This is a genomic window from Pseudomonas sp. 58 R 3, assembly GCF_900006605.1.
GTDB classification, from domain to species: Bacteria; Pseudomonadota; Gammaproteobacteria; order Pseudomonadales; family Pseudomonadaceae; genus Aquipseudomonas; species Aquipseudomonas salomonii.
This window is the reverse complement of the sequence record NZ_CVTT01000078.1, coordinates 1-24830: the sequence shown is the minus strand read 5'-3', so window position 1 is coordinate 24830 and position 24830 is coordinate 1. Positions and strand designations below refer to the sequence as shown.

The following is a 24830-nucleotide window of genomic DNA, read 5'->3' as shown; positions in this document are numbered from 1 at the left end:
TCAGTCTCCCGCCCATCCTGAATCTCGCTCACCTGCTTCAAGGCCTTATCCACCGCGGCCTTATCCGCTAACAAGCTGTAGCTGATGCGGAACTGCTTGTGTTCCTTGGGCCCAATTGTCGGAACCAGGTTCAGTGGCCGCTGGTAACGGCGGTTGTAGGAAAAACTTGTCCCTGGCTCCAGCCCCGTGACATAGCCCTGGCCTTGGGTATCGGTGTTTTTCCACAGGGAAAACACCGGCAGTGTCTGGGTATTGAAGCCGACCGAAACGCCCAGGCTGCCGGCCTTGTTATGCAACACGGTCAACGTATCGCCCTTGGCATCGGCATACGGCACCACGTTGTACACCGTTTCGTCGTAGTCCTTGGTCGGTGCGCGGTAGGTTTGCCAGTCGGGCAGATCGCCCTTGGCCTTGTCGTTGAACGGCGACACCTGTTTCACCGGCGCGGCGAAACGAGCGCCTTGCTCCAGGAACGGGGTGCTGAAGTTGCTGTGATACAGCGCCTGGTATTCCTTCGGATAGTCGCCATTGTTGGTAAGGGTGTCATTGAGGGCGAACACGACGCTGCCGGGTTCGGTGACCAGTTCGGTCGCGACCGAGAAGTCGACCTTCTTGAACGCCTGCTCTTTCAATTCACCGCGCAGGGTGATGGCGTACGGTGGTTTTTCATCGATATGCAGGGTGACTTTGTTCGCAGGAATGTTGGCGGCCCGACCGTGCAGGGTCAGCAGTTCGCCGTTGTCGACGCTGGGGTGGCCGACCCATTCGTATCAGCAGCGGGCGACCAGTTCATTGAAACCTTCCAACCAACCCAGACCACCACGGCCATTGAGTTCGATGAATGACGGATTGACCACTTCCTTGACCGGAGAATCCCAGCCCATGCGCACACTGCCGACCGAGGCCTGCAAGACGTTCATGCCGCGAGTCGGCACTACCGAGAGTTTCATGGTGCCGTTATCGATATCGACGATGCTGACGCCCTCCTGGCGACCGCCGTGCAAGGTACGCAGGCTAACGCTGAAGGGCTTGTCGGTTTTTACTCCAAGTTGCTGGCTGTTGATCTGCCAGCTCTGGGCGGCTTTGTCGGTGTCGAGCAGAACGTAATCCCAGGCCATGGCGTGGGAGGCAGCGGACAGTGCGCTGAGGGCAACGAAGAGTTTGAGCGGGGTCATGGTGACAGCCTTTCTTGGAGTTGTGCCATTTTTATAAACTTGATGAAACGTTTCAGCAAGCTAAAAATGGACTCAGCGCCGACGAGGTAGGCAACGTGCAGTGAGCGTAAGGCAAAAACGATAATGTCGCTGATAGCCGCTTGCTGCCCTTGGTTACAGTCAGCAATCGGCCAAAAGCCCGTCATTCGGGGCCCATCGTCTTGGACTCAAATTAACTTTCTGCTCCGAGCAGAATCATCGCACTTCTACTGAAGCTACTCTTTGAATGAGCGCCGTCACTACACCGGCTCCACCGCATCGACCGGCAATGAAGCAACCATTTCTGCCCGGCACACTTCAAGTATTTCATCAGCAAGTGCGGAGTCATCCGGGCAGGCGCGCGACAAGATAATCGCGCCGACGGCACGTGAAAGCAGGTCGATTATTTTCTTTCTGCCCTCACCCGACTCGGGATCCGTTGCTGTCGGGTATTTCTCTTCCAGCGTCTGCAAGGTGTGCTCTATGCCTTCAGCGAACGTCGCTTTCACATCGTCCGCCTGACGCGCCGCGTCGCCACACAGCGCGGCCATCGTGCAACCACTGCGGCGTGCGTCGCGATGTTCTCTATTCACGTAGATATTGATGAAGCCCGGAACATCCAGAGCTTGGGCGGCTGTCAGCGATTTGGCCAGACTGCACGCCGAGGCTTCGGCCATCAGGTCTGCCTTCGACCCAAAATGTTTGTAGAAACCACCATGAGTGAAACCAGCGGCCGCCATGAGATCAGCAACGCCGACGCCGTCAAAGCCCCGCTCACGGAACAGCTCTGAGGCGGTTTCAACGATGTGCTCTCGATTTGCCTGCGCCTGGGCCTTGGTTACTCTCATTTGCAATACCTCGTGTTTCCCGGGAAATCCTCAGTCGGATGATACATAGATGTCACCCATAATCAAAATTGTTGACAGTTTAGATTTCGATCATCATCCTAATTGCAAGCACCACTGATCTTCATCAACGGGCACGGAAGATTCATCAGATGACCAAGCAGACTCTGTTCACGCCTTACCTACTCGGCAGCCTCACGCTATCAAACCGCGTCGTTCTCGCGCCGCTGACACGCAACCGCGCCGGTCAAGGCTTGGTCCCTAGCGAATTCGCGGCGACCTATTACAGCCAGCGCGCCAGCGCCGGCCTGCTGATCAGCGAAGCCACGCAGATTTCCCGGCAGGGGCAGGGTTATCAAGACACCCCGGGAATCTACACACCGGCACAAATCGACGGCTGGCGCGCCGTGACTGATGCCGTGCATGCCAAGGGAGGAAAAATCTTTCTGCAACTGTGGCATGTCGGCCGCGTCTCGCACGTCGACCTGCAGGAAAACGGCGCTGCCCCCGTGGCCCCTTCTGCGCTGCGCGCCGCCACCAAAGTGTTCGTCAACAACCGCTTCGAAGACGTCTCCGAGCCTCGCGCACTGGACATCAGCGAACTGCCGGGAGTCGTCAACGACTTCCGTCAGGCGGCGGCCAATGCGATCGCCGCTGGCTTCGATGGCGTGGAAATTCACGGTGCCAACGGCTACCTGCTCGATCAATTCCTCAAGGACAACGCCAATCTGCGCACCGATGCTTACGGCGGCTCGATTGAAAATCGTGCTCGTCTGTTGCTCGAAGTGACGGAGGCTGTGGTTAGTGAGATCGGTGCCGACCGCACCGGTGTACGCCTGTCACCCGTGTCACCGGCCAATGGCGTATCCAGCAGCGATCCGCAGGCGCAATTCGACTACGTCGTAGAACAACTCGACGCCCTCGGCGTGGTTTACCTGCACGTGGTCGAAGGCGCGACCGGCGGCCCGCGTGACGTGGCGCCCTTCGATTTCGCCGCCCTGCGCCAGCGCTTCAAAAACACCTACATCGCCAACAACGGCTATGACCTCGATCTGGCCACCTCGCGGCTCGCTGAAGACCAGGCAGACCTGATCGCCTTCGGTCGCCCCTTCATTGGCAACCCGGACCTGGTGGAACGCCTGAAACGTGGCGCGCCGTTGTCCGCGTTCAATCCCGCCACCCTCTATGGCGGCGGCGCGGCAGGCTACATCGATTACCCGACACTGGCTGAATCGAGCGTCAGCGCACGCTGAGCTCGTTCTGTTTCCCATATCCTGAAAGAGAGATACCCCATGAGCACTCGCCCCACCGTTTTGATCACTGGCGCCTCCACCGGGATTGGCGCCGTCTACGCCGACCGCTTTGCACAACGCGGCCACGATCTGGTGTTAGTTGCCCGCGATCAGGCGCGCCTGGATGCACTGGCCGCGCGCTTGCGCAGCGAACACAACGTCACCGTCGAGGTGATCCCGGCGGACCTGACTCAACCCGGCGACCTGAGCAAGGTTGAAAACCGTCTGCGCGACGACGCCCACATCGGGATCCTCGTCAATAACGCCGGCGCTGCACTGTCCGGTCATTTCGTCGAGCAAAGCACCGATAAAGTGGCGCAACTGGTAGCCCTCAACACCACGGCGCTGGTTCGGCTCGCCAGCGCCATCGCTCCACGCCTGGCCAAGGCCGGTGAAGGTTCGATCATCAACATCGGTTCGGTTGTAGGCCTCGCACCGGAATTCGGCATGACGGTCTACGGTGCAACCAAGGCCTTTGTGCTTTTCCTGTCCCAGGGTTTGAGCCTGGAACTGTCACCTCAAGGCGTCTACGTGCAGGCCGTGCTGCCGGCCGCCACGCGTACGGAAATATGGGATCGCTCCGGCGTCGACATCAACACCCTGAGTGAAATCATGGAAGTGGGCGATCTGGTGGATGCCGCTCTCGTCGGCTTCGATCGTCGCGAACCCGTGACCATTCCGCCGCTGCACGAAGCGGAGCGTTGGGATGCCCTGCAGGGCGCACGACTGGGCCTGATCGGGCAAATCCGTCAGTCCGCGGTTGCTCAGCGTTACCAGACTCCAGAGTGATCTTCAGGCAGTGAGCATTTGGGGCGGATTCGATGCAAGCGCAAGGCGCTGCATCGAATCCGTCCAGAAATCGGGAGTGGTAATGAATTCAGCCCAGACAAATCCCCCTTCGGGTTCGCCAACGTCGTTCATCAACGCTGCGAACCAATCGATCACGGTCAACGGTATTCCATTCGCCTACCGCGATATCGGCCCCACTACCGGTGTGCCCCTTGTAATGTTCAACCATTGGGGCGCGGTGCTCGATAACTTCGATCCCGCAATCATCGATGGCCTGGCGCAAACCCGACGCGTCATTACCACTGACTATCGTGGCATCGGCGGCTCGGGTGGAACCGCGCCACTGACCGTTGGCGAGATGGCCGACGATGCCATTCAGTTGATCCGTGCGCTGGGGCTGGAAACCGTTGATGTGCTTGGATTCTCCCTCGGCGGCTTCGTCGCTCAGGACATCGCTCTGAAGGCGCCTGATCGGGTTCGGCGGTTGATTCTGACCGGCACCGGGCCGGCCGGCGGCAGCGGTATCGGCAAAGTTGGCGCGGTGTCGTGGCCATTGATTCTCAAAGGCCTGCTGACCCTGCGCGATCCGAAGTTCTACCTGTTCTTCACTTCTACGGCCAACGGCCGTCGATCTGCCGCGCAGTATTTGCAGCGCCTGCAAGCCCGCAAGAACAATCGTGACCAAGGCCCGACGCCCCGTGCTTTCCTGCGCCAGTTGAAAGCGATCACTGCGTGGGGCAAGCAGCCGCCGCAAGACCTCGAACGCTTGCAGGCACCCGTGCTGGTCGTCAACGGCGACACCGATATCATGGTGCCCAGCATCAATTCGTTTGAACTGGCCAAGCGTATCCCCAACGCAGAGCTGGTGATTTATCAGGACGCCGGTCACGGCGGGATTTTCCAGCACCACGTTGATTTTGTGGCCAAGGCGCAGGCGTTCCTCGATGCCTGACCACGCACCGGCTACCCTCCCTGCAACCGACAAGAGCCGCACCTCGATGAAAGCATTCCTTATTGATCGCTACGGCAAGCAACCCGGACGCCTCGGCGAAGCGTCAGCCCCTGAAGTGGGTGCCCACGACGTCTTGATCGAGGTCCATGCCAGCAGTGTCAACGTGCTGGACTCGAAGATCAGCACAGGCGAGTTCAAGCTGATCCTGGCCTACTCGTTTCCGCTGATTCTGGGCAACGACCTGGCGGGGGTAGTGGTGACGGTCGGCTCGCATGTGACACGCTTCAAACCAGGTGACGAAGTGTACGCTCGCCCGCCGCAAACACGGATCGGCACGTTCGCCGAAAGGATTGCCGTGGACGAGAACGCGATCGCCCTGAAACCAGCCAATACCAGCATGGCGCAAGCCGCTTCCCTGCCCTTGGTGGCACTGACTGCCTGGCAAGTGCTGGTCGACACCGCCCGGCTACAAAAAGGCCAAAAGGTGTTGATTCACGCAGGCTCCGGCGGCGTCGGCACCATTGCCATCCAGCTTGCCAAACACCTGGGTGCCTTTGTCGCCACAACCACCAGCACCGCGAATGTCGAATGGGTCAAGGCGCTGGGGGCTGACGTGGTCATCGACTACAAAAAGCAGAACTTCGAAAATGTCTTACACGGCTACGACGTGGTGTTGAACAGCCTCGGCACCGATGTGTTGGACAAGTCACTGAAGGTCCTCAAACCCGGCGGCCAACTGATTTCCATCTCAGGGCCGCCCACTGCGCTGTTCGCACAGGAGCAAGGGTTATCCTGGCCATTGCAGCAGGTTATGCGTCTGCTGAGCCTCGGCATTCGGCGCAGGGCACGCAAGCAGGACATCAAGTACACGTTCGTGTTCATGCGCGCCAACGGGGCCCAATTGCAACAAATCAGCGCACTGGTTGAGGCGGGCATCATCAATCCGGTGATTGATCGAACGTTTTCCTTTGAATCAACGGCAGAGGCTCTTGAATACGTCGAACAGGGACGAGCCAAAGGCAAGGTCGTCGTTACGATCAAATGACTACCCGCCAATCAATGCCGACTGCGCCGCCGCCTTCGCTGCCTCGCTGGGGCTCGAGCGCTCCCACCGTTTGAGGTGTGTTTGTCAGCGGGTTAGCGTGAGATGGCGAGGGGGTGGGCACACCGCTATGATGTGGCCTTTCGCTCAATGCCCCAGGAAACGCCCATGCCCGCCCTCACCTTCCGCAACGCCCTGCCCGCCGACGCCGCGCGTTGTTTTGAAATCGAAACCAGTGCCTACGAAGGCGACGAAGCCGCGACGCTGGAGAAGATCGCCACGCGTATTGCGCAGTACCCCGAGGGCTTTTTGATTTTGGAGGCGGATGGCGCGGTGGTGGGGTTTATCAATTGTGGCTGCGCCCATCAGGTGGTGATGTCGGATGAGGCGTTCAAGGAGTTGGTGGGGCATGCGGCCGAGGCGCCGAATGTGGTGATCATGTCGGTGGTGGTTGACCCGGCGCAGCAAGGCAAGGGGTATTCCCGGCTGTTGATGACTGAGTTTGTGCAGCGCATGCGAGCCATGGGCAAGCAGACAATTCATTTGATGTGCAAGGAGCAGCATGTGCCGTTGTACACGCGCATGGGTTACGGCTATGTGCAGCCGTCGCCGTCGGAGCATGGCGGGATGGCGTGGCATGAGATGGTGATGACGTTGCCAGCCTGATGCTGCAACTGCCTCGGCAATGACGCCATTCCCAGGAAAAGGATCACCTGCATGTTTATCGGTCGCCTCGCTCACCTGACGGGCTGTACGCCAAAAGCCATCCGGCTGTATGAGCAGATGGGCCTGATCAACCCGCCCCAGCGCAGCGGGCGCTATCGTGTGTATAACGCGCACCATGTGCAGATGGTGCACTTGATCCGCAAGGCGCAGGTGGCGGGTTTCAAGCTGGCGCAAATGGCGCCGTTGCTGGCGGCCAAGCAGGCGTTGAAGGCCTTTCCGCTGGGGTTGGCCAACGAGGCCGTGGATGCCAAGCGGTTGGAGGTGCAGGCCAGCATCTGCGCGTTGCAGGCCTTGGACGCGCACTTGGCGGGGCTTAAGGCGCAGATGAACGAGATGTTCGGTGAACAGGTTCATACGGCTGAACCTGGCGCCTGTCCAGATAGGCAAACGCTTCACGCAACGCCTGTTGCGGTGGCCTCGGGCTGAAGCCCAGTTCTGCCTTGGCCTTGGCGATGCTGTAGTGCTGACGCACGTTGTGGAACAGGCGCACTTGGCTGACCAGCAACTGGGCCGGTTTGCCGCTGAGTTGCGCCCAGCGCTCTTGCATCCAGGCAACGCCCATCAATAGCCATCGGGGCGCGCGTGGGGGTTGGCGGTAACCCAGAATAGCGTGCAGGTCGGCCAGGGAGGATGGATGCGCGTTGGCCAGGATGTAGCGCTGGCCTGGGCGACCTTTTTGCGCGGCGAGCAGCAGCCCTGTGGCCACGTCGCGCACGTCCACGAAGTTGAAATGAAAACCGGGGTCCAGTGCCAGCTTGCGGTCTTTGACTGATTGCACGAATCCCATGGTGTCGGTCAGGCGTGCGGCGTTCGGGCCGACCATTGCCGAGGGCAATACCGAGACCATCCAAAGTCCCAGCGCGTTGGCGGTTTGCCAAGCCATGCGTTCGGACAGCAGTTTTGAGCGGTAGTAAGGGTTTGCCAGCTCCGCGCTCCACGTGGACTCATGCAGCGCGCTGCCGTCGTGGCCGACGGCGGCCACTGAGCTCACATACACCACGCGCTTGACCCCGGCACGGCTGGCGGCCTGCAGTACGGTGCGCGTGCCTTGTACATTGGGTTGGACGATTTCCTGCTCCGGGTTTTTGGCCCAGTGTTTGAACACGGCGGCGACTTGAAACAACACCTCCACACCGTCCAGCGCGTTGAGCATGGCTGGCTCATCGAGCAATTCGGCATACACCAACTCGCAGTCCAGCCCCGCAAACGGCGCGCGGTTGTGAATATCGCGCACGCCTGCACGCACGCGATGGCCTTGTTCGAGCAGCGTTCTGACCAGGGTATTGCCAAGATGCCCATTGGCACCGGTTACCAGACACAGCATGCATTAACGTCCTTTTTCGCTTGGAAACCTGAGGGGTGTGGCGCGAAAACAGCTTGGCGTCTGCCCCTTGGGGCAGAGTCAAGGCTCAGCAGAGCGGGAGGTCTTATCCGGCTATGGCTGGTTTTTCGTGCCCGGCCCACACCTTCGGCCGTCGAGCCGTCCAGGGCGACGCCTGCTCCAATTGCGCCGCCAACCCCAGCAACAACCCTTCACAACCAAACGCGCCCATAAACTGCATGCCGATCGGCATCCCATCGTGCATGCCCAAGGGCACGGACATCGCCGGGCTGCCGGTCACGTTGGCCAGTGCGGTAAAGGGCGAATGGGCAAACACCCGTTGCATCCAGCCTCGGCCGTCGAGCTGTTCCTGGCCTTGGTTGTAGTCGCCGATTTCGGGCGCCAGCCCAGGCAGTGTGGGTGACAGCAGCACGTCGTAGCGTTGGAACAGTTGGCCCATGCGGCGGGCGACGAGGTTGCGCTCCCACAGGGCGCCGAGCAGGTCGGTGGCGTGCAGCGATTTGCCCAATGCATACAGGCTCAAGGTCGCAGGTTCCAGGTACTGGGCGCTGGCCTCGCGCCCGGTGGCGGCGGCGATGGCATCGATCCAGGCGGCGGTGTTGGTGGACCAGAAGCGCGCGTTGAGTTCGACGAAGGCGTCCCAGCTCAAGCCGATACCCGGCTGGATTTCTTCGACGTGATGGCCGAGTGCTTGCAACTGCCGCGCCGTATCCAGCAGCGTCTGTTGCACCGCCGGGTGCAGCGCCTGGCCATTGAGCGGGCGGGTTTGCAGGGCGATACGCAGGGCTTTGGGTTCACGTTGGCACAGCGCCGCAAAGCTGTGCTGCGGTGGCGCGATCTGGAACGGGTCGCCTGGTGCGGCGCCGTGGATGGCGTCCAGCAGGGCCGCGCTGTCGCGCACCGAGCGGGTCAGCACGCCGTGTACGGCCAGGCCGCTCCACACTTCATCAACGTCCGGCCCCATGGGCACGCGGCCGCGGCTGGGTTTGAGGCCGAACAGGCCGCACAGTGACGCCGGTACGCGGATCGAGCCGCCGCCGTCGGTGGCGTGGGCCACCGGCACCATCCCGGCCGCCACGGCGGCGGCGGAACCACCGCTGGAGCCGCCAGCGCTGCGTTGCAGGTGCCAGGGATTGCGCGTGGGGCCGCACAGGCGGCTTTCGGTGGTGGTGCTGGTGGCGAATTCCGGTGTGGTGGTGCGGCCCAGCGGCAACAGGCCGGCGCGGCGAAAGCGTGTCATCAGTTCGGAGTCTGCCTCGGCGGTGCAGCCCAGGGCCAGGGCGCTGCCCAGTTCGTTGCGGCGCCCGGCGGCGCTGATGCCCACGTCCTTGAGCAACATCGGCACGCCATGAAAGGCGCCGGGTGCTGCGGGTGGTTCATCGTCCCAGGTGTCCACCAGGGCATTAATCTGCGGGTTGAGGGTGGCCATGGCGTGCAGTGCGGCGCGGCGCACTTCATCGGCGCTGACGGCTTTGGCGTGGATCAGGCGCGCCAGGCCGGTGGCGTCATGGGCAGCGTATTCGGACAGGTACATGGGTGGCTCCAAACGGGTATGATGGATACTCTTCGGTATCTAACGATACCGATTAGTATCATGCGATACTCATGGGTATCGCTGTCAAGCGGAGATTCTGCATGCGTGTGCAACAAGCCCCTCAACTGCCGCCCCGGGAGCGTATTGTCGAGGCCGCGCAAAGCCTGTTTGCGCAGCAGGGCATCACCCGCGTGAGCGTGGATGCGATTGCCGCGCTGGCCGCCTCGACCAAGATGACGGTGTACCGGCATTTCGAAAACAAAGACGCGCTGGTGCTGGAATGGCTGCAACGCCTGACCGAAAGCTACAGCGAGGTGCTCGACAGCCTGGCGCAGCAATACCCCGACGCGCCCCGTGAGCAGTTGCTGGGCTTTACCGGGTTTATCGTGGATGACCTGCAGCGCGCCGGTTATCGTGGCTGCCCGTTTACCAACAGCCTGGCCGAGATCCCCGAGCCGGATCACCCGGCACGCCAATTGATCGAGGCGCACAAGCAACGCCAGTTTGCGCGGGTCGCTACGCTGTGTGAGCAGATGGGCGCGCAAGCGCCGCAGGCATTGGCGCAGGAGCTGTCACTGTTGATGGAAGGCGCGCAAGTAGTGGCGCAGAACAAAGGGTTTGATCAGGTGGGTGAACGGCTGATGCACATGGTGCGCCAGCGGCTTTGAGGAGCGCGAACGCATGAGCATGATTGAAATCAGCGACCAACCCAACCCAGAGGCCGAGCGCCTGCTGGGCGATGGCCTTGCCGCGTTCAATGAGGCCGTTACTGGCGGCAATGATCGTCGGCCGTTGATGGTGTTGCTCAAAGACCCGGACACCCAGCAGATCCTGGGTGGCATCACGGGCAAAACCACCCTGGGCATGGCCTTCCTCGACCTGTTTCACTTGCCCGACTCGCTGCGCGGCTCAGGTTTGGGTAGCCAATTGCTGCAGGCCTTCGAAAACGAAGCACGGCGCCGGGGTTGCCGGAACGCGGTGCTGTACACCATCAGCTTCCAGGCACCGGGTTTTTACGAGAAACAGGGGTGGGTGCGGTTTGGTGAAATACCCTGCCAGCCCGAAGGCAGCAGCCGGGTGTTTTTGTCCAAGCAGCTTTGAAGCTGACGGCCCCGGCGGTCTGTGCAATGATCGCAACTCGCCTCAAGGGATGGAGCCACCGCCATGTCGCTGAACACCCCGCCTCACCCCGCGCACGCGCCACGCTTCTGGCGTGACGAGCGCTTGCCCTTCATCGAGGCGCGCACCATCGCCGACGGGCGCAAGGTCACTTACACCCGGCACGCCCACGAGCATTTTTCCATCGGCGCCATCACCCGTGGGCGCAGTTATTACCACTATGGCGCGCAGACCTTCGAGATCAGCGCCGGCACGGTGGTGTTGATGAACCCCGGTGATGTGCACGCGTGCAACCCGATCCACGACCAGCATTGGTCGTATCACATGATTTACCTCGACACACCGTGGCTCACGGACCTGCAATACCAGCTGGGTTTCAGTACCGAGCAGGGTTATCGGCCGTTCAATACCCCGCATACCCGTGACACGGTTTTGTATAACGGCCTGATCGAGCTGTACGGCATTCTGTTGGATGAACAGGCCGAACTGCTGCAAAAAGAGAGTGCGCTGGTGAGTTATTTCACCGAAGTTCAGCAGCGCCTGAACCCGTCGTTGGCGCCGCTGCGTGAGGTCAACCACAAGCTGGAGCGCGCCGCCGAGTACATCCGCGCGCACTGCACCGAAGCGTTGAAGCTGGAGGATATTTGCCTAGCGGCCGAGCTGTCGCCGTCGTACCTGATCCGCGCGTTCAAACAGTATTACGGGCTCACGCCCCATGCGTTTCTGGTGAACCGGCGCATTCAGTTTGCCCGCACCCAGTTGCGCAATGGCGAGCTGATCGCCGATGTGGCCCTGGCCGCCGGGTTTGCCGACCAGGCGCATTTTCAGCGCACCTTCAAACTGCATTTTGCCGCCACGCCGGGGCAGTACCGCGACTTGCTCAAGCCATCAGCAAATAACCCACACTGGCCACCAGCAACGCGGCCATTGAGCGGTTGAACAGGCGCACGCCTTGGGGGTTGCTCAGGTAGCGCCGCAAAAACGTGCCGGCGTAGGCCCAGCACGCCACCGACAGGTAGCAGATCACCAGGTACAGCGCCGCGAACAGCCACACTTGGCGCGCATCGCCATCGGCCACGAACAAGCCCATGCCCGCCACGCAGGCCAGCCAGGCCTTGGGGTTGAGCCATTGCATGATCGCGCCGTAGAGCATCGATGGCGCGGTGGCAGTGCCTTCGGCGTCGAGTCGGCCATCGTCAACCGCGAGTTTCCAGGCCATGTACAGCAAAAAGGCCACCCCGCCCCACTGGATCAACTGGGTAAGGATCGGCCAGCGCACCAGCACTTCATGCAGGCCCAGGCCGATCAGCACCAGCAGCAAGGTGAAGCCCACGGCGGCGCCGAACACGTGTTTCTGGCTGGCGACAAAACCAAAGCGTGCGCCCGAACTGAGCGCCACCACATTGACCGGGCCGGGGGTGATGGACGTGGCCAAAGCGAAGGCGGCCATGGAGATGATCAAGCTCATTGCAGTTCCTTTTGGTGAAGCCGAGTGACGATGGCTTCACGGTAAAGGGCTGAACATGGGCGGTATTGAAGAAAATTCCCCTAGGCGTTTTTCATGCCGGCACCTGGGTGACGATGTCTTCCAGGCCCAGCACCCGGCCATCCTCGGACACGATCTCGACCTTGCGCAGCGGCTTGAGCAAACGTGCATCCAGCAAGTGGGTGCTGCCATCGGCCGGCTGCGTGAAGGTTTCGCCCCATTGCGCCAGGGTTACCAGCACCGGCATCAGCGCACGGCCTTTGTCGGTGAGTTGATATTCGCTGCGCGCACCCACTTCGCTGGTGTGCAACAGGCCTTGTTCGACCATGTCCTTGAGGCGCGTGGCGAGGATGTTTTTCGCCACGCCCAGGTGTTTTTGGAAGTCGCCGAAGCGCGTCACCCCGGCGTAGGCGTCGCGGATGATCAACAGCGTCCACCAATCCCCCACCACGTCGAGCGCGCGGGCGACCGGGCAACAGTCGCCTTCCAGGCATTTGCGTTTCATCGTCGGGCCTCCGGGCAATCAGAAATATTAGGTTGCATTATAGGACCAACAGACTCAAGATAAAAACGGTTTCATTATTAAACCTAATTCGTCGCCTGGAGTGCATCATGGATATTCGTGGAAAAGTGGTGTTGGTTACCGGTGCCAATCGTGGCCTGGGCAAAGCGTTTGTCACCGCGCTGCTGGCAGCGGGTGCGGCCAAGGTGTATGCCGGTGCACGTGACCCGGCCAGTGTGGATATCCCCGGCAGCACGCCGATTGCCCTGGACATTACCGACCCGGCCAGCGTGCAGCGCGCCGCCGAGCAGTGTGGCGATGTGAGTGTGTTGATCAACAACGCGGGCTGGCTCAAGTACGGCTCGTTGCTGGCCGAAGACAGTATCGAGAACCTGCAGCAGCACTTTGAGGTGAACACCTTCGGCACCCTGCGCCTGAGCCGCGCGTTTGCGCCGATCCTGGCCAAACAAGGTGGCGGCGCGCTGATCAATATCCTCTCGGTGCTGAGCTGGCTGAGCCCGCCAGGCTCCGGCGGCTACAGCACCTCCAAGTCGGCGCAGTGGGGCCTTACCAATGGCCTGCGCGGTGAGTTGCGCGAGCAGAACACCTTGGTGATCGGCGTGCACCCGGCCTATATCGACACCGACATGGTGGCGGATGTGCAGGCGCCGAAAAGCACGCCGCAGGAAGTGGTTGCCATTACCCTTAAAGCGCTGAGTGAAGACCGCGAAGAAGCGCTGATCACCGACATGACCCACGCGGTAAAAGCCTCGCTGTCCACCGACAGCCCGGTGTATCTGAGCCATTGAGCAAGCACCAGTGCGCGCCGAACCCGGTGCGCCCTTTTCAACTGAAACAACTCAGTCTGAATGTGGGAGCGGGCTTGCTCGCGAATACGGTGGGTCAGTCGATGCAAAGGTGACTGACCCACCGTATTCGCGAGCAAGCCCGCTCCCACATTTAGATCGCTTTACATCCCGACGATATGGCGTTACGCCCTCACAACCCGCGATTACGCAGCCATTGCAAAAAGCCTTTCTTGACCGGCACCACCGGCGCGTCCTGGGTCAGGACTTGCGCGGCGTGCAGGCGGAAATCCAGCAGCGCTTTCATCGCTTCGCTGATGTCGTGGCGCGCGTCCAGGCAGGGTTTGAGGTACTCATTTTCGATGCGATACAGCGTGCAGAAGGTCTTGGCGGTAAAGTCCGCCAACGCCGCTTGATCGGACAAAACCCCCGACTCGCCAATCACTTCGCCCGGCCCCATGCGCCCGGCTTCGAACGTGTGGCCGCCCTTGATCAGCATCACCGAAACCACGCCGGATTCGACGATAAACAAATGGTCGCTGACCTCCCCCGCCGGCAAGATCATCTCGCCGGCGCGGTAGGTGTGCAGGGTCATGTTCTGGCTGAAGGTGTCTTTTTCTTCCTGGCGCAGCGTGGAGAAAATCGACGACCGCTCCAGCAACGCCCGTGCAGGTGACATCGCCGGTGGCGCGCTGCTTTCGGTGGCCGACAGCACACCCACGCCCGCCGCTTGCAGGTGACGGAATGCCAGGTCGTAAAGCTGGTTACGCACTTCACGCTTTTGGCCCATGGCCGGCACGAACCCGCTGATCTCGTATTCCACGCCGCCACTGGCCGAAGCCTTGAACGCCACGCTGGGCGCGGGTTTGGCCAGCAAAGGCCGGCAACCTTGCATCGCACGCTCCAGCGCTTCGATCACGGTTTGCGGCCGCGCATGCGGGCTGACTTGCAGGCTGACCGCCAGGCCGAACATGTCCGCCGGGCGTGAGAAGTTGATGATCTTGGCCTTGGCCGCCAGGGAGTTGGGGATCACCGCCATGCTGCCCTGGGAGGTTTGCAGGCGTGTGGCGCGCCAGTCGATGTCGGTGACGCGCCCTTCGGTGCCGTCAATGGAGATCCAGTCATCCACCTGATACGGCTTGGTGGTGTTGAGCACGATTCCGGAAAACACGTCGCTCAAAGTGCTTTGCAACGCCAGGCCGACGATGATCGCCACCGCGCCGGAGGTGGCGAGCACGCCCTTGACCGGCAGGTCGAGCACATAGGCCATGGCGGCGATGATCGCGATAAGGAAGATCACCGCGCCCAGCAGGTCTTGCAGCAAGCGCCCGCCGTGCCCGACCCGGTTCATCATCACGGTGCCCAGCAATACCGTGAGGGTCCGCGCGGCAAACAGCCACCAGCCGATCTGCAATGCCGTGGCCGCCAGGTGCAACGCGGTGTTGTCGCCATAGGGCGCCATCTGCATGGGGTTCATGCCGTCGTTGAACAGCACGGCACTGAACACCGCAAAGATCGCCAGGCGCGCCGCCAGTTTCCAGTTGGCGAGGTTGGCGGAAATAAGCCGCCACACGGCGATGTCGATAAAGATCAGCGCCACGGCGCACAGCATCGGGTGTTCAGCGATAAATGAGGGCATCCAGGCGACTCCAGGGTGTATGGCGAGAAGATCGCATGAATTGAAGATAGCGGGTATAGCGCAGCGCAAAATGTGTGTGGGCTTTGTGTGGGCGCTGGTTTTGTGTGGGAGCTGGCTTGCCTGCGATGGCATCACCTCGGTTTATCAGTCATACCGAGGTGTCTGCATCGCAGGCAAGCCAGCTCCCACACAGAGCCCGCTCACACAGGGGTATGTGGCAACCCTTGGGTCTCGCGCTTACTGGGCGCCAGTCAACGCGTTATAGCCGTTAAACAGGTTGCGATAGCCCGGGGTGAATCAGGGGTGCATCTGACCGAACTGGCCGGACTGGAAGTCGGCAAAGGCCTGGTGAATCTCTTGCTCGGTGTTCATCACGAACGGGCCGTGGCCGACGATGGGCTCGTCGATAGGCTCGCCGCTGAGCAACAGGAACATCGCGTCGTTGTTGGACTCCAGGGCGAGTTGATCGCCGTCGCGTTCGAACAACGCCAGTTGCCCTTCGCGCACCAGTTCCTGGCCATTGACCTGTACCGTACCTTTGAGCACCACCAGCGCGGTATTGCGCCCGGCGTGCAGGTCGAGGGTCACGGCCTTGCCAGCGTTGAGGCGCACATCCCACACGTCGATCGGCGTGAAGGTGCGGGCCGGGCCTTTTGCACCGGCAAACTCGCCGGCAATCAGGCGCAGGCTGCCGGCGTCATCGGCCAGGGGCAGCGCCGGGATATCGCCGTCGAGGATGGTCTGGTAACCGGCGTCGGTCATTTTGTCCTTGGCCGGCAGGTTGACCCACAACTGCACCATTTCCAGCGCGCCGCCCTTTTGGGCAAACGCCTCGGAGTGGAACTCCTCATGCAGGATGCCTTTGGCCGCGGTCATCCATTGCACATCGCCTGGGCCGATAGTGCCGCCGGCGCCGGTGGAATCGCGGTGCTCGACTTCGCCTTTATAGACAATGGTCACAGTTTCAAAGCCGCGATGCGGGTGCTGGCCGACGCCACGACGGGCTTGAGTCGGGGTGAAATCGGCCGGCCCGGCGTGGTCCAGCAACAGGAATGGGCTGATGTGTTTGCCCATGGTGTCGTAGGAAAACAGCGTGCGAACCGGAAAGCCGTCGCCTACCCAATGGCCGCGAGGGCTGGTGTAGATACCGATGATGTTTTTCATGGTGTGTCTCCAAAGGCGTGAAAGCAGTGCATGAACACAGCTTAAATCCGCTACCTTTACAGCGCTAGACCGCGAAAATAGCCCTTAGCGTTCTATTTGGAGAACGACATGGAAGACCTCAACACCCTCTACTACTTCACCCAAGTGGTCGAGCACCGTGGGTTTGCGGCGGCAGGCCGTGCGCTGGACATGCCCAAGTCAAAGCTCAGCCGGCGTATCAGCCAGCTTGAAGAGCGCTTGGGCGTGCGCCTGATCAACCGCACCAGCCGGCATTGCTCGCTCACCGAAATCGGCCAGGTCTACTACCAGCGCTGCCTGGCCATGCGGGTGGAGGCCGAAGCCGCTGCCGAAGTGATCGAGCGCAACCGTTCCGAGCCCCAGGGCGTGGTGCGTTTGAGCTGCCCCACCGCCCTGCTCAATTCCTGGGTCGGGCCGATGCTGACCCGCTATATGCTCAAGTACCCACTGGTGGAGCTGCACCTGGAGAGCACCAACCGGCGTGTGGACGTGATCCACGAAGGCTTCGACATTGCCCTGCGCATTCGCTTTCCGCCATTGGAAGACACCGATCTGGTGATGAAGGTGCTCGGCAACAGCACCCAGTGCCTGGTGGGCAGCCCGGCGTTTGTGTCGCGCCTTTCCAGCCCGCCGTTGCCGGGGGATTTGAACGGCCTGCCGAGCGTGTATTGGGGCTCGGCCCAGCGCGAATACCAGTGGGAGTTGTTTGGCGAGAACGGTGCCAGTGCGGTGATCCGGCATTTCCCGCGGATGATCACCGATGACCTGTTGGCGCTGCGCCATACGGTGTGTGCCGGGGTGGGCATTGCGCACCTGCCGAGCGTGGTGGTGCGCGAGGATATTGCCGCCGGGCGGCTGGTCAACTTGATCCCGGATTGGTCACCAAGGACCGGGATCGTGCATGCGATTTTCCCGTCGCGCCGTGGGCTGTTGCCGTCGGTGCGGACGTTGATTGATTTTCTCGGCGAGGAATTCGCGCACAGCGACATGGCCTGACCGCTGATCGTTCCCACGCTCCGCGTGGAAATGCATCCAGTGACGCTCTGCGTCACGACTGCCAGAGCGGGACGCGGAGCGTCCGGGGCGGCATTCCCACGCAGAGCGTGGGAACGATCACCTACGCCGCTGCCAGCACCGCCCGGCGCTGGCGCAACAGCTGGAACGCCACAAACGCCGAAACCGCAAAGCTTGCCTGGATCATGATCATCGGCGTTGCACTGCCATCACGCAAATGGCTCAGCAACAGCCCACTGCACGTTGCGCCAAACATCTGCGAAAAGCCCATCAACCCTGCGGCCAGCCCCGCACGATGGGCGTTGGGCATCACCCCGCCCGTCACCGAGCCCGGCAACACCAGGCCGCCGCCGAGGGTGACCAGTGCCACCGGAATATCCAGGCCCAGCGCCGACAGGCCGAACAGCTCGTAAATCACCACCGCCAGAATCCCGCCGATGGCTACCAGCGTCACGCCTATCGACACAATGCGTTGCGGCCCCAGGCGCAGGATATTGCGCCGGGTGTAGGTGGAGCCCACGATCAGCATCGACACGATCAGGCCAAAATTAAGCCCGTACTCCAGGCTGCTGAACCCCAGCAGGTTGATAAACACTGCCGATGAACCCGCGATCACCGCAAACATGGCGCCGTAGGTGCAGGCCAGCGCAACCGCGTACGCCCGATACTGGCGGCCCTTGAGCAAATCCAGGTATTGCCCGCCAAGGGTGCGCCAATGCCCGGCCTTGGGGTCCAGAAAGTGATTGCTCTCGCGAAAGAACAGCAACGCCAACATCAGCACCACGCTGCCGATCACCAGTGCCAGCAGGATCGGCGCGTGCCAGCTCAGCAGCTTGATCAGCAGGCCACCGATCATCGGCGCCACGACGATGGCGTAGAGCATGCCGATCATGGTCAACGCCAGGGCCGGCCCGGCTTCGGCCTTCCACACATCGCGCACCACCGTGCGCGCCAACACCAACGCGGCGCAGGCGCCCAGGCCTTGCAGCACCCGGGCGGCGATGAACTGTTGAATATCGCTGACCAACAGCATCGACAACGTGGCCAGCACATACAGCGCCAACCCGCCCAGCAGCACGGGGCGACGGCCGATGCGGTCCGACAGCGGCCCGAACAACAGCTGCCCAAGGCCAAAGGCGGCGACAAATGCCGACAACGCCATCAACGCCGAACCCGCCGGCGCGGCCAGTGCCTGCTCGATAGCGCCCAGGCCGGGGATGAGCAATTGGGTCGAGACTTCACCGAGTGCGGTGAGCGCCACCAGTAAAAACAACAGGCTTCGAGAGGGAGCCGGGGCGTTCGACATAAGGAATATCCGGGGGCTGGATTAATTTATATTTCGACCATAATATGAGCAAAAAATTATGTCCATAATTTTTTATCCACTGGCCACCCCTGGAGCCCGTCATGCACCCTCTTCCCCTGCGTCTTCTCACGCCCCTGGCCCTGTTGATTATCCTCAGCGGCTGCAACAGCAAGGCCGACACCGCCGCCGAAGTGCCGTTGCCGCGCCCCGTTCTGGCCGCCAAGGTAGAAGCCGCCGGCACCCAGCAAAGCGCCTACACCGGCGTGGTCGCGGCGCGCACCGAAAGCGATTTGGGCTTCCGGGTCAGCGGCAAAGTCATCGAACGCAAGGTCGACCCCGGCCAGCACGTCGCCCGTGGTGACACCTTGCTGGTGCTGGACATCGGCGACTTCGAACTGGCCCTGCGTTCGGCCAAAAACCGCGTCAACGCTGCCCAGGCGCAATTGCGCCAACGCCGAGATGACGAAAACCGCTACCAGCGCCTGGCCAGTACCGGCGCGGTATCGCGGCAGATCTTCGACCAGTCGGCGACCAACCTGCGCGTGGCCGAAGCCGAGTTGGCTGCGGCGCAATCGGATGCCAGCCAGATTGAAAACCGCCGCACTTACTCGGTGCTCAAGGCCGACGGCGACGGCATCATCACCGATGTGCGCGTGGATCGCGGCCAGGTGGTCGCCGAAGGCCAGGTCGTGGCGCGCCTGGCCCATGACGGCGCCCGCGAAGCCATCGTCAACCTGCCGGAAAACCAGCGTGACCAGGCCGCGCAAAAAGCCCTGGCCTTCCCGTTCGGCGCACAGGACCAGGCCGTGACCGCCACGCTGCGCGAGCTGTCGGCCAGCGCCGACCCCACCACCCGCACCTACCGCGCCCGCTACGTGCTGCATGGCGCCGTCGACCGTTTCGCCCTCGGCTCGACCATCACCGTGCGCCTGCAAGGCAACGGCCAGGCCCAGCAAACCCGCGTGCCCATCGGCGCATTGCAGGATGCGGGGCAAGGCACCGGCGTGTGGGTGATCGGCGCGGACGACAAGGTCAGCTTCGCCCCCGTCAACGTCGCCAGCCTCGGCCAGGAAGACGCGCTGCTCGACAGCGGCGTAACCCCCGGCCAGATCGTCGTCGCCCTCGGCGCGCACTTGCTGCACAGCGGCGACACAGTGCGCCTGCTGCCCGCCCAAGTACTGGCCCTCAACCGTAAACAGGACCACTGAGCATGCGCGGCATCAACCTCTCCGAACTGGCGGTAAAACACCGCGCCGTCACGCTGTTTCTGATCATTGCGATCCTCGCCGCCGGAATCTTCTCGTTCGGCAAACTGGGGCGCGCCGAAGACCCGTCGTTTACCGTCAAGGTCATGACCATCACCGCCGCCTGGCCCGGCGCCACCGCCCAGGAGATGCAGGAACAGGTCGCCGACCGCCTGGAAAAACGCCTGCAGGAACTGGACTACTACGACCGCGTCGAGACCATCGCCCAGCCCGGTTTTGTGTCGATGCGCATGACCTACAAGGAGTCCACGCGCCCCAGCGAAATCCAGGACCTGTTCTACCAGACCCGCAAAAAACTCAGCGACGAAGCGGCGAAACTGCCCAAAGGCGTGATCGGGCCGTTCTTCAACGATGAATATTCCGATGTGTATTTCGCCCTGTATGCGCTGGAAGCCGAACACCTGCCCCATCGCCAGCAAGTGCAGATGGCCGAAGACCTGCGCCAGGGCTTGCTCAACCTGCCGGGGGTGAAGAAGGTCAATATCCTCGGCGAACAGGCCCAGCGGATCTTTGTCGAGTTCTCTTATGAGCGCCTGGCCACGCTGGGCATCAAGCCCGACCAGATCTTCGCCGCCCTTGCCGCGCAAAACGCGGTGGCGCCGTCGGGTTTTGTCGAAACCGCAGGCGCCCGCGCCTATATTCGCGTCGATGGCGCCTTCGACAGCCTGGCGCTGATCGAAAACGTGCCGCTGGAAGTCAACGGCCGCGTGCTGCGCATTGCCGATGTGGCGACCGTGAGCCGGGGTTATGAAGACCCGCCCAGCTACCGCATCCGCCATCAGGGCGACCCGGCGCTGATGCTTGGCGTGATCATGGAGAAACACTGGAACGGCCTGGAACTGGACAAAAGCCTCAAGGCCCAGGAAGCCAGGATCCAGGCAGACCTGCCGCTGGGCGTCAACTTCGCCAAGGTGTCCGACCAGGCGAAAAACATCAGCCTGGCGGTGAATGAATTCATGCTCAAATTCTTCGTCGCCCTCGCCGTGGTGATGGTGATCAGCCTGCTGGCTCTGGGCTTTCGCGTCGGGCTGGTGGTGGCCGCCGCAGTGCCGCTGACCTTATCCGTAGTGTTTGTGATCATGCTGCTCACCGGGCGTGAATTTGACCGTATTACCTTGGGCGCGCTGATTATTTCCCTGGGTTTGCTGGTGGACGATGCGATCATCGCCATCGAGATGATGGTGGTAAAACTCGAAGAAGGGTTTGACCGGATTCACGCCGCTACGTTTGCCTGGAGCTCCACTGCGGCGCCGATGCTCACCGGCACCTTGGTGACCATCATCGGCTTTCTGCCGGTGGGTTTTGCCCGCTCCGGCGCCGGGGAATATGCCGGCAATATCTTCTGGATCGTCGGTTTTGCGCTGATCTCGTCCTGGCTGGTGGCCGTGGTGTTCACGCCGTACCTGGGCGTAAAGTTGCTGCCGCAGATCAAACCGGTGCCGGGCGGGCATGACGCGATTTACGCCGGCCGTTATTACCAGAAACTGCGCAGCCTGGTCCAAGCCTGCGTGCGCCAACGCTGGCTGGTCACTGGCCTGGTGGTCGGCGCCTTTGTGCTGTGCGTGCTGGGCATGGGCGTGGTGAAGAAGCAGTTTTTCCCCAATTCCGACCGTTCCGAGCTGATCCTTGAGGTGTATATGCCGCCCGGCAGCGCCTTCAAAAGCACCGAAGCGGTGGCGGCGCAGCTGGAAAAAGCCTTGCTGCAAGCGCCGCAAACCAGCCTGGTCGATACCTATGTAGGCGGCGGCGCGCCACGTTTTTTCCTGTCGCTGAACCCCGAGCTGCCCGACCCGGCGTTTGCCAAGCTGATCGTACAAACCCCCGACTCCCATGCCCGCGATGCGCTGAAACTGCGCATGCGCGAGCGCATTGCCGCCGGTGAATTCCCGGCAGCGCGGGTGCGCGTCACGCAGTTGCTGTTCGGCCCGCCGGTGCCGTTCCCGGTGGTGTTTCGTGTGTCCGGGCCGAACCTGGATGTGCTGCGCGGGGTGTCCGAAGACGTGCGCCGCGTTGTGGCGGCCAACACGCTGACCAAGGACGCTTTCCTCGACTGGGGCGAGCGCACCAGCGGCTATCGGCTGGTGCTGGATCAAGACCGCCTGCGCCTGCTGGGCTTCACGCCCAATGAGGTCAAATCCCAGCTCAACGCCTTGCTCAGCGGCAATCCGATCACCGAAGTGCGCGAAGGCAACCGTACCGTGTCGGTGGTCGCGCGCGCCCAGGGCAACCAGCGCGAAAACCTCGGCAACCTCAACAACATGACCCTCACCAACAGCGCCGGCACCTCGGTGCCGCTGGCCCAGGTCGGGCACTTCCAGGCGGTGATGGAAGAACCGATCCTCAAGCGTCGCAACCGTGCAAGCACCGTGGAAGTGCGCGCCGACATCATCGACGGCGTGCAACCGCCCGACGTGGAAATGGCCGTGTACAAAGACCTGCAACCCTTGATCGCCAAGCTGCCCGCCGGTTACCAGATCGAGATCGGCGGCCCGGTGGAAGAAAGCGCCAAGGCCAACGTGGCGCTGGCGGCACTGTTCCCGATCATGATTTTGCTGACCCTCACGGTGATCATGTTCCAGGTGCGCTCGTTCGGCGTGATGTTCATGGTCTTTGCCACGGCGCCCCTGGGCTTGATTGGCGCGGTGCCGACCTTGCTGCTGTTCAACCAGCCATTCGGCTTTAACGCGATTCTGGGCCTGATCGGGATTGGCGGCATTCTGATGCGCAACACGCTGATCTTTACCGACCAGATTCGCCAGAACCAGGACCATGGCATGGCGGTGCGCGAGGCGATTATCGAGGCCACCGTGCGCCGGGCGCGGCCGGTGATTCTGACCGCATTGGCGGCGGCGCTGGCGTTTATTCCGTTGACGCTGTCGGTGTTCTGGTCGTCCCTGGCCTACGTGCTGATTGGCGGGGTGCTGGTAGGCACCGTGTTGACGCTGTTGTTCCTGCCTGCGCTGTGCAGCCTGGTGCTTGGGCGGGAGCGCACGAAGGCCGTTGAAACTTCCCACGTAAACGCCGGATAAGCTCTACAGAGTTCTCCTGAAAACCTCTGCAAAGTCCTTCGCCTGATCACACAGTGCGAGGGATTGCAGATGGTTTTTCCGACTTATAGGGTTGTCTTTTGATCGCCGTCACCGGCCAGACCATTGGCCTGCTGGTGTTGGCGGCCATGGATTCAAAGACGCGGGACGTTGAGTCCGTTCTCGGCGATTTCAGACGCTGCCTCAATACCTACGATGCCTGGGCGGAAAGCTTTTTCAGCTTTTCAGCGCTGGACGTCGAACAGGTGTTCAAGGTCGGTGACGAAGTGGCGCTGGTGGCGCCGATCAACCGTTCGATCATCCCCAGCAGTACCGTAGCCACCTGCCAGGCCAACGGCACGTTGACCCTGGTGCATATGTTCCAGAGCGCGCGCTTTGTGCCCATCGGCAATACGCCGGTGGTGCTGCAACGCGTAGACCCCAATGGCGGCCCACTGGGCGAGCCGATCCGCAAAACTATTGGCCCCAGCGGCATTCTCGAAATCACCGAATGTGATCGCAACCAGCAGTACCGGGTCAACTTTTACCCCGACGTTTCGCCTGCGCATTTCAAGGCGTTGTATGCCTCCTATCAGTCGGTGATCGCGCCGCTGGAAGGTTGGCTGCGCAGCGAGTGGAGCGGCACATTTGCGCCACTGTGGCAGGACTACTCCGAGGCCAATGTCCTCAAGCGTTACCTCATGCTGGACCAGGCTTACGCCAAAGGGTTTGGCGAGGCGCTGTACTCACTGTGGGACAGCCTCAAGCAGCTGTTTGAGTGGCTTGCGCACCCGCTGGACAACGCTGAAAAGCTGCTGAGCTATCTGTCCCAGGCCGAGTTTGAACAGCTGTTGAATGTCAGCGCCGAGGCGCTTGAAAAAGGCCTGTTGGTGCTCAGCGATGAGCCGCTGTTGTTCATCTACCTGTCGGCCATGGTCAGTTGGATGCGGTTATTGCCGCCTGCCTACATGAACGAGTTGCTGGGTGAGATCAGCGCCGACGTGCTGATCAACCTGGTGCTGGCCCTGGCCACGGGCGGTATGGGGATTGCGATACGCATGAGCGCCCAGGTGCTGGGCGGTATCAAGTCTCGGCGTGCGCGCCTTTGGTTGGAACAACTGGCCGGGCAATTCGGTAAATCTCGCCTGGATGAGCATGTCGAGGCTGCCAAGCCGATTTTGCTGGGCAGTGCCCCGACGCCGATCAAGACCGTGCCGGTTGCGCCGCTGAAGGCTGGGGATCAATTGGTTGCCAACCCCGTGCCGGCGGTGCGCGGCAAGACGCAGCAGACCGCGTTGGTGCGCCAGGAACCTGTGGATGATGTGCCGGCTTCGGGTAAGAACCTGAATGGCGATGCTGCAGCTGCGGCGGACAAAACCGTTACCAATGGTTGCCCCGTTTCGATGGTCACCGGCGAGGAATTGCTGACCCTCACTGATGGCACGTTGGACGGAATTTTGCCGTTCGAGTGGACGCGGGTGTACCGCACCAGTGCGGTGGAAGTGGATGGCGGGTTGGGGTTTGGCTGGAGCCATTCACTGGCACAGCGGTTGGTGGTTTCGGGTGATTCGGTGGTGTGGACCGATCATGAAAATCGCCGTACTGAGTTTGTACTGCCTACCGCTGCTCGACCGGCGATTACCAATAGCTTGGCTGAAGCGGCGATTTATTTGGGGGAATTGCCTGATGAGTTGGTGCTGGCTCAGGCGTCGCGGTTTTATCACTTCCACGATGGCGTGCTGGTTGCCATCAGCGATGCGTATGACAACC

At 61.6% G+C, this 24830-nt stretch carries 22 protein-coding genes and 1 pseudogene; 14 read left to right on the top strand and 9 right to left on the bottom strand.

The genetic code is table 11. The annotated features are described in order from the left end of the window. Together BFP92_RS24710 and BFP92_RS24700 are read right to left on the bottom strand one after the other, a co-directional pair. Window positions 1-1175 (bottom strand): annotated as a pseudogene (locus BFP92_RS24710) (aldose 1-epimerase family protein); the annotation flags it as partial. Between the two features lie 278 nt (window positions 1176-1453). After that, on the bottom strand, window positions 1454-2041 hold the full coding sequence (locus tag BFP92_RS24700; protein ID WP_065931532.1) for a TetR/AcrR family transcriptional regulator: 588 nt from the start codon (window positions 2039-2041) through the stop codon (window positions 1454-1456). Between the two features lie 149 nt (window positions 2042-2190). Between BFP92_RS24700 and BFP92_RS24695 the strand changes: the two genes are divergently transcribed. The 6 genes from BFP92_RS24695 to BFP92_RS30755 all read left to right on the top strand — a co-directional run bounded on the left by BFP92_RS24695 (window position 2191) and on the right by BFP92_RS30755 (window position 7265). Then, on the top strand, window positions 2191-3291 hold the full coding sequence (locus BFP92_RS24695; protein WP_065931531.1) for an alkene reductase: 1101 nt from the start codon (window positions 2191-2193) through the stop codon (window positions 3289-3291). A 39-nt stretch (window positions 3292-3330) separates the two neighbouring features. Further along, window positions 3331-4119, top strand: a complete 789-nt coding sequence (locus BFP92_RS24690) for an SDR family NAD(P)-dependent oxidoreductase (RefSeq protein ID WP_065931530.1) — start codon at window positions 3331-3333, stop codon at window positions 4117-4119. A gap of 82 nt (window positions 4120-4201) precedes the next feature. After that, a complete protein-coding gene (locus BFP92_RS24685; RefSeq protein ID WP_065931529.1) occupies window positions 4202-5071 on the top strand; it encodes an alpha/beta fold hydrolase in 870 nt (289 codons plus the stop codon). A gap of 46 nt (window positions 5072-5117) precedes the next feature. Next, the gene (locus tag BFP92_RS24680) at window positions 5118-6116 is read left to right on the top strand and encodes an NADP-dependent oxidoreductase (protein ID WP_065931534.1); all 999 of its coding nucleotides are present in this window, start codon (window positions 5118-5120) and stop codon (window positions 6114-6116) included. Between the two features lie 165 nt (window positions 6117-6281). Then, window positions 6282-6779: a GNAT family N-acetyltransferase gene (locus tag BFP92_RS24675; protein WP_065931528.1), complete on the top strand. Its 498-nt coding sequence runs from the start codon at window positions 6282-6284 to the stop codon at window positions 6777-6779. A 51-nt stretch (window positions 6780-6830) separates the two neighbouring features. Further along, entirely contained in the window at window positions 6831-7265 is a 435-nt protein-coding gene (locus tag BFP92_RS30755) for a MerR family transcriptional regulator (protein WP_069785836.1), read from the top strand. Here the strand turns inward: BFP92_RS30755 and BFP92_RS24665 are convergent. Both BFP92_RS24665 and BFP92_RS24660 read right to left on the bottom strand, forming a co-directional pair. Next, window positions 7153-8163 carry an NAD-dependent epimerase/dehydratase family protein gene (locus BFP92_RS24665; protein ID WP_065931526.1) on the bottom strand — a complete coding sequence of 337 codons (1011 nt, stop codon included), beginning with the start codon at window positions 8161-8163 and terminating at the stop codon, window positions 7153-7155. The genes BFP92_RS30755 and BFP92_RS24665 overlap by 113 nt on opposite strands. 103 nt (window positions 8164-8266) lie before the next feature. After that, window positions 8267-9715: an amidase gene (locus BFP92_RS24660; RefSeq protein ID WP_065931525.1), complete on the bottom strand. Its 1449-nt coding sequence runs from the start codon at window positions 9713-9715 to the stop codon at window positions 8267-8269. Between the two features lie 101 nt (window positions 9716-9816). Here BFP92_RS24660 and BFP92_RS24655 point away from each other — a divergent pair, with 101 nt between their 5' ends. The 3 genes from BFP92_RS24655 to BFP92_RS24645 all read left to right on the top strand — a co-directional run bounded on the left by BFP92_RS24655 (window position 9817) and on the right by BFP92_RS24645 (window position 11773). After that, window positions 9817-10383: a TetR/AcrR family transcriptional regulator gene (locus BFP92_RS24655; protein ID WP_065931524.1), complete on the top strand. Its 567-nt coding sequence runs from the start codon at window positions 9817-9819 to the stop codon at window positions 10381-10383. Window positions 10384-10396: 13 nt separating this feature from the next. Continuing rightward, entirely contained in the window at window positions 10397-10816 is a 420-nt protein-coding gene (locus BFP92_RS24650) for a GNAT family N-acetyltransferase (RefSeq protein ID WP_065931523.1), read from the top strand. Window positions 10817-10879: 63 nt separating this feature from the next. Beyond that, complete coding sequence (locus BFP92_RS24645) at window positions 10880-11773, top strand: AraC family transcriptional regulator (RefSeq protein ID WP_065931522.1); 894 nt, start codon at window positions 10880-10882, stop codon at window positions 11771-11773. Here BFP92_RS24645 and BFP92_RS24640 read toward each other — a convergent pair. Next, window positions 11715-12302 carry a LysE family translocator gene (locus BFP92_RS24640; RefSeq protein ID WP_065931521.1) on the bottom strand — a complete coding sequence of 196 codons (588 nt, stop codon included), beginning with the start codon at window positions 12300-12302 and terminating at the stop codon, window positions 11715-11717. The two genes, BFP92_RS24645 and BFP92_RS24640, sit on opposite strands and share 59 nt — an antisense overlap. Window positions 12303-12393: 91 nt before the next feature. Beyond that, window positions 12394-12825, bottom strand: coding sequence for a winged helix-turn-helix transcriptional regulator (locus tag BFP92_RS24635; protein ID WP_065931520.1), 432 nt, complete (start codon window positions 12823-12825; stop codon window positions 12394-12396). Between the two features lie 107 nt (window positions 12826-12932). Here BFP92_RS24635 and BFP92_RS24630 point away from each other — a divergent pair, with 107 nt between their 5' ends. Then, window positions 12933-13631, top strand: a complete 699-nt coding sequence (locus BFP92_RS24630; protein ID WP_017139685.1) for an SDR family oxidoreductase — start codon at window positions 12933-12935, stop codon at window positions 13629-13631. Window positions 13632-13821: 190 nt separating this feature from the next. Here the strand turns inward: BFP92_RS24630 and BFP92_RS24625 are convergent, their stop codons facing one another. Together BFP92_RS24625 and BFP92_RS24620 are read right to left on the bottom strand one after the other, a co-directional pair. Continuing rightward, a complete protein-coding gene (locus BFP92_RS24625; protein ID WP_065931519.1) occupies window positions 13822-15267 on the bottom strand; it encodes a mechanosensitive ion channel domain-containing protein in 1446 nt (481 codons plus the stop codon). 297 nt (window positions 15268-15564) lie between these two features. Further along, a complete protein-coding gene (locus BFP92_RS24620; protein WP_065931518.1) occupies window positions 15565-16431 on the bottom strand; it encodes a pirin family protein in 867 nt (288 codons plus the stop codon). 108 nt (window positions 16432-16539) lie between these two features. Between BFP92_RS24620 and BFP92_RS24615 the strand changes: the two genes are divergently transcribed. After that, window positions 16540-17445: a LysR family transcriptional regulator gene (locus tag BFP92_RS24615; protein ID WP_065931517.1), complete on the top strand. Its 906-nt coding sequence runs from the start codon at window positions 16540-16542 to the stop codon at window positions 17443-17445. A gap of 121 nt (window positions 17446-17566) precedes the next feature. Here the strand turns inward: BFP92_RS24615 and BFP92_RS24610 are convergent, their stop codons facing one another. Beyond that, a complete protein-coding gene (locus BFP92_RS24610) occupies window positions 17567-18769 on the bottom strand; it encodes a multidrug effflux MFS transporter (protein ID WP_065931516.1) in 1203 nt (400 codons plus the stop codon). Window positions 18770-18870: 101 nt separating this feature from the next. Between BFP92_RS24610 and BFP92_RS24605 the strand changes: the two genes are divergently transcribed. From BFP92_RS24605 to BFP92_RS24595, 3 genes are all read left to right on the top strand, one after another. Then, window positions 18871-19977, top strand: coding sequence for an efflux RND transporter periplasmic adaptor subunit (locus BFP92_RS24605; RefSeq protein ID WP_065931515.1), 1107 nt, complete (start codon window positions 18871-18873; stop codon window positions 19975-19977). Window positions 19978-19979: 2 nt separating this feature from the next. Beyond that, window positions 19980-23063 (top strand): efflux RND transporter permease subunit, encoded by a 3084-nt coding sequence (locus tag BFP92_RS24600; RefSeq protein ID WP_065931514.1) that lies wholly within the window; start codon window positions 19980-19982, stop codon window positions 23061-23063. Between the two features lie 146 nt (window positions 23064-23209). Further along, a partial coding sequence (locus tag BFP92_RS24595; RefSeq protein WP_239694327.1) for a DUF6531 domain-containing protein occupies window positions 23210-24830 on the top strand: 1621 nt, incomplete at its 3' end.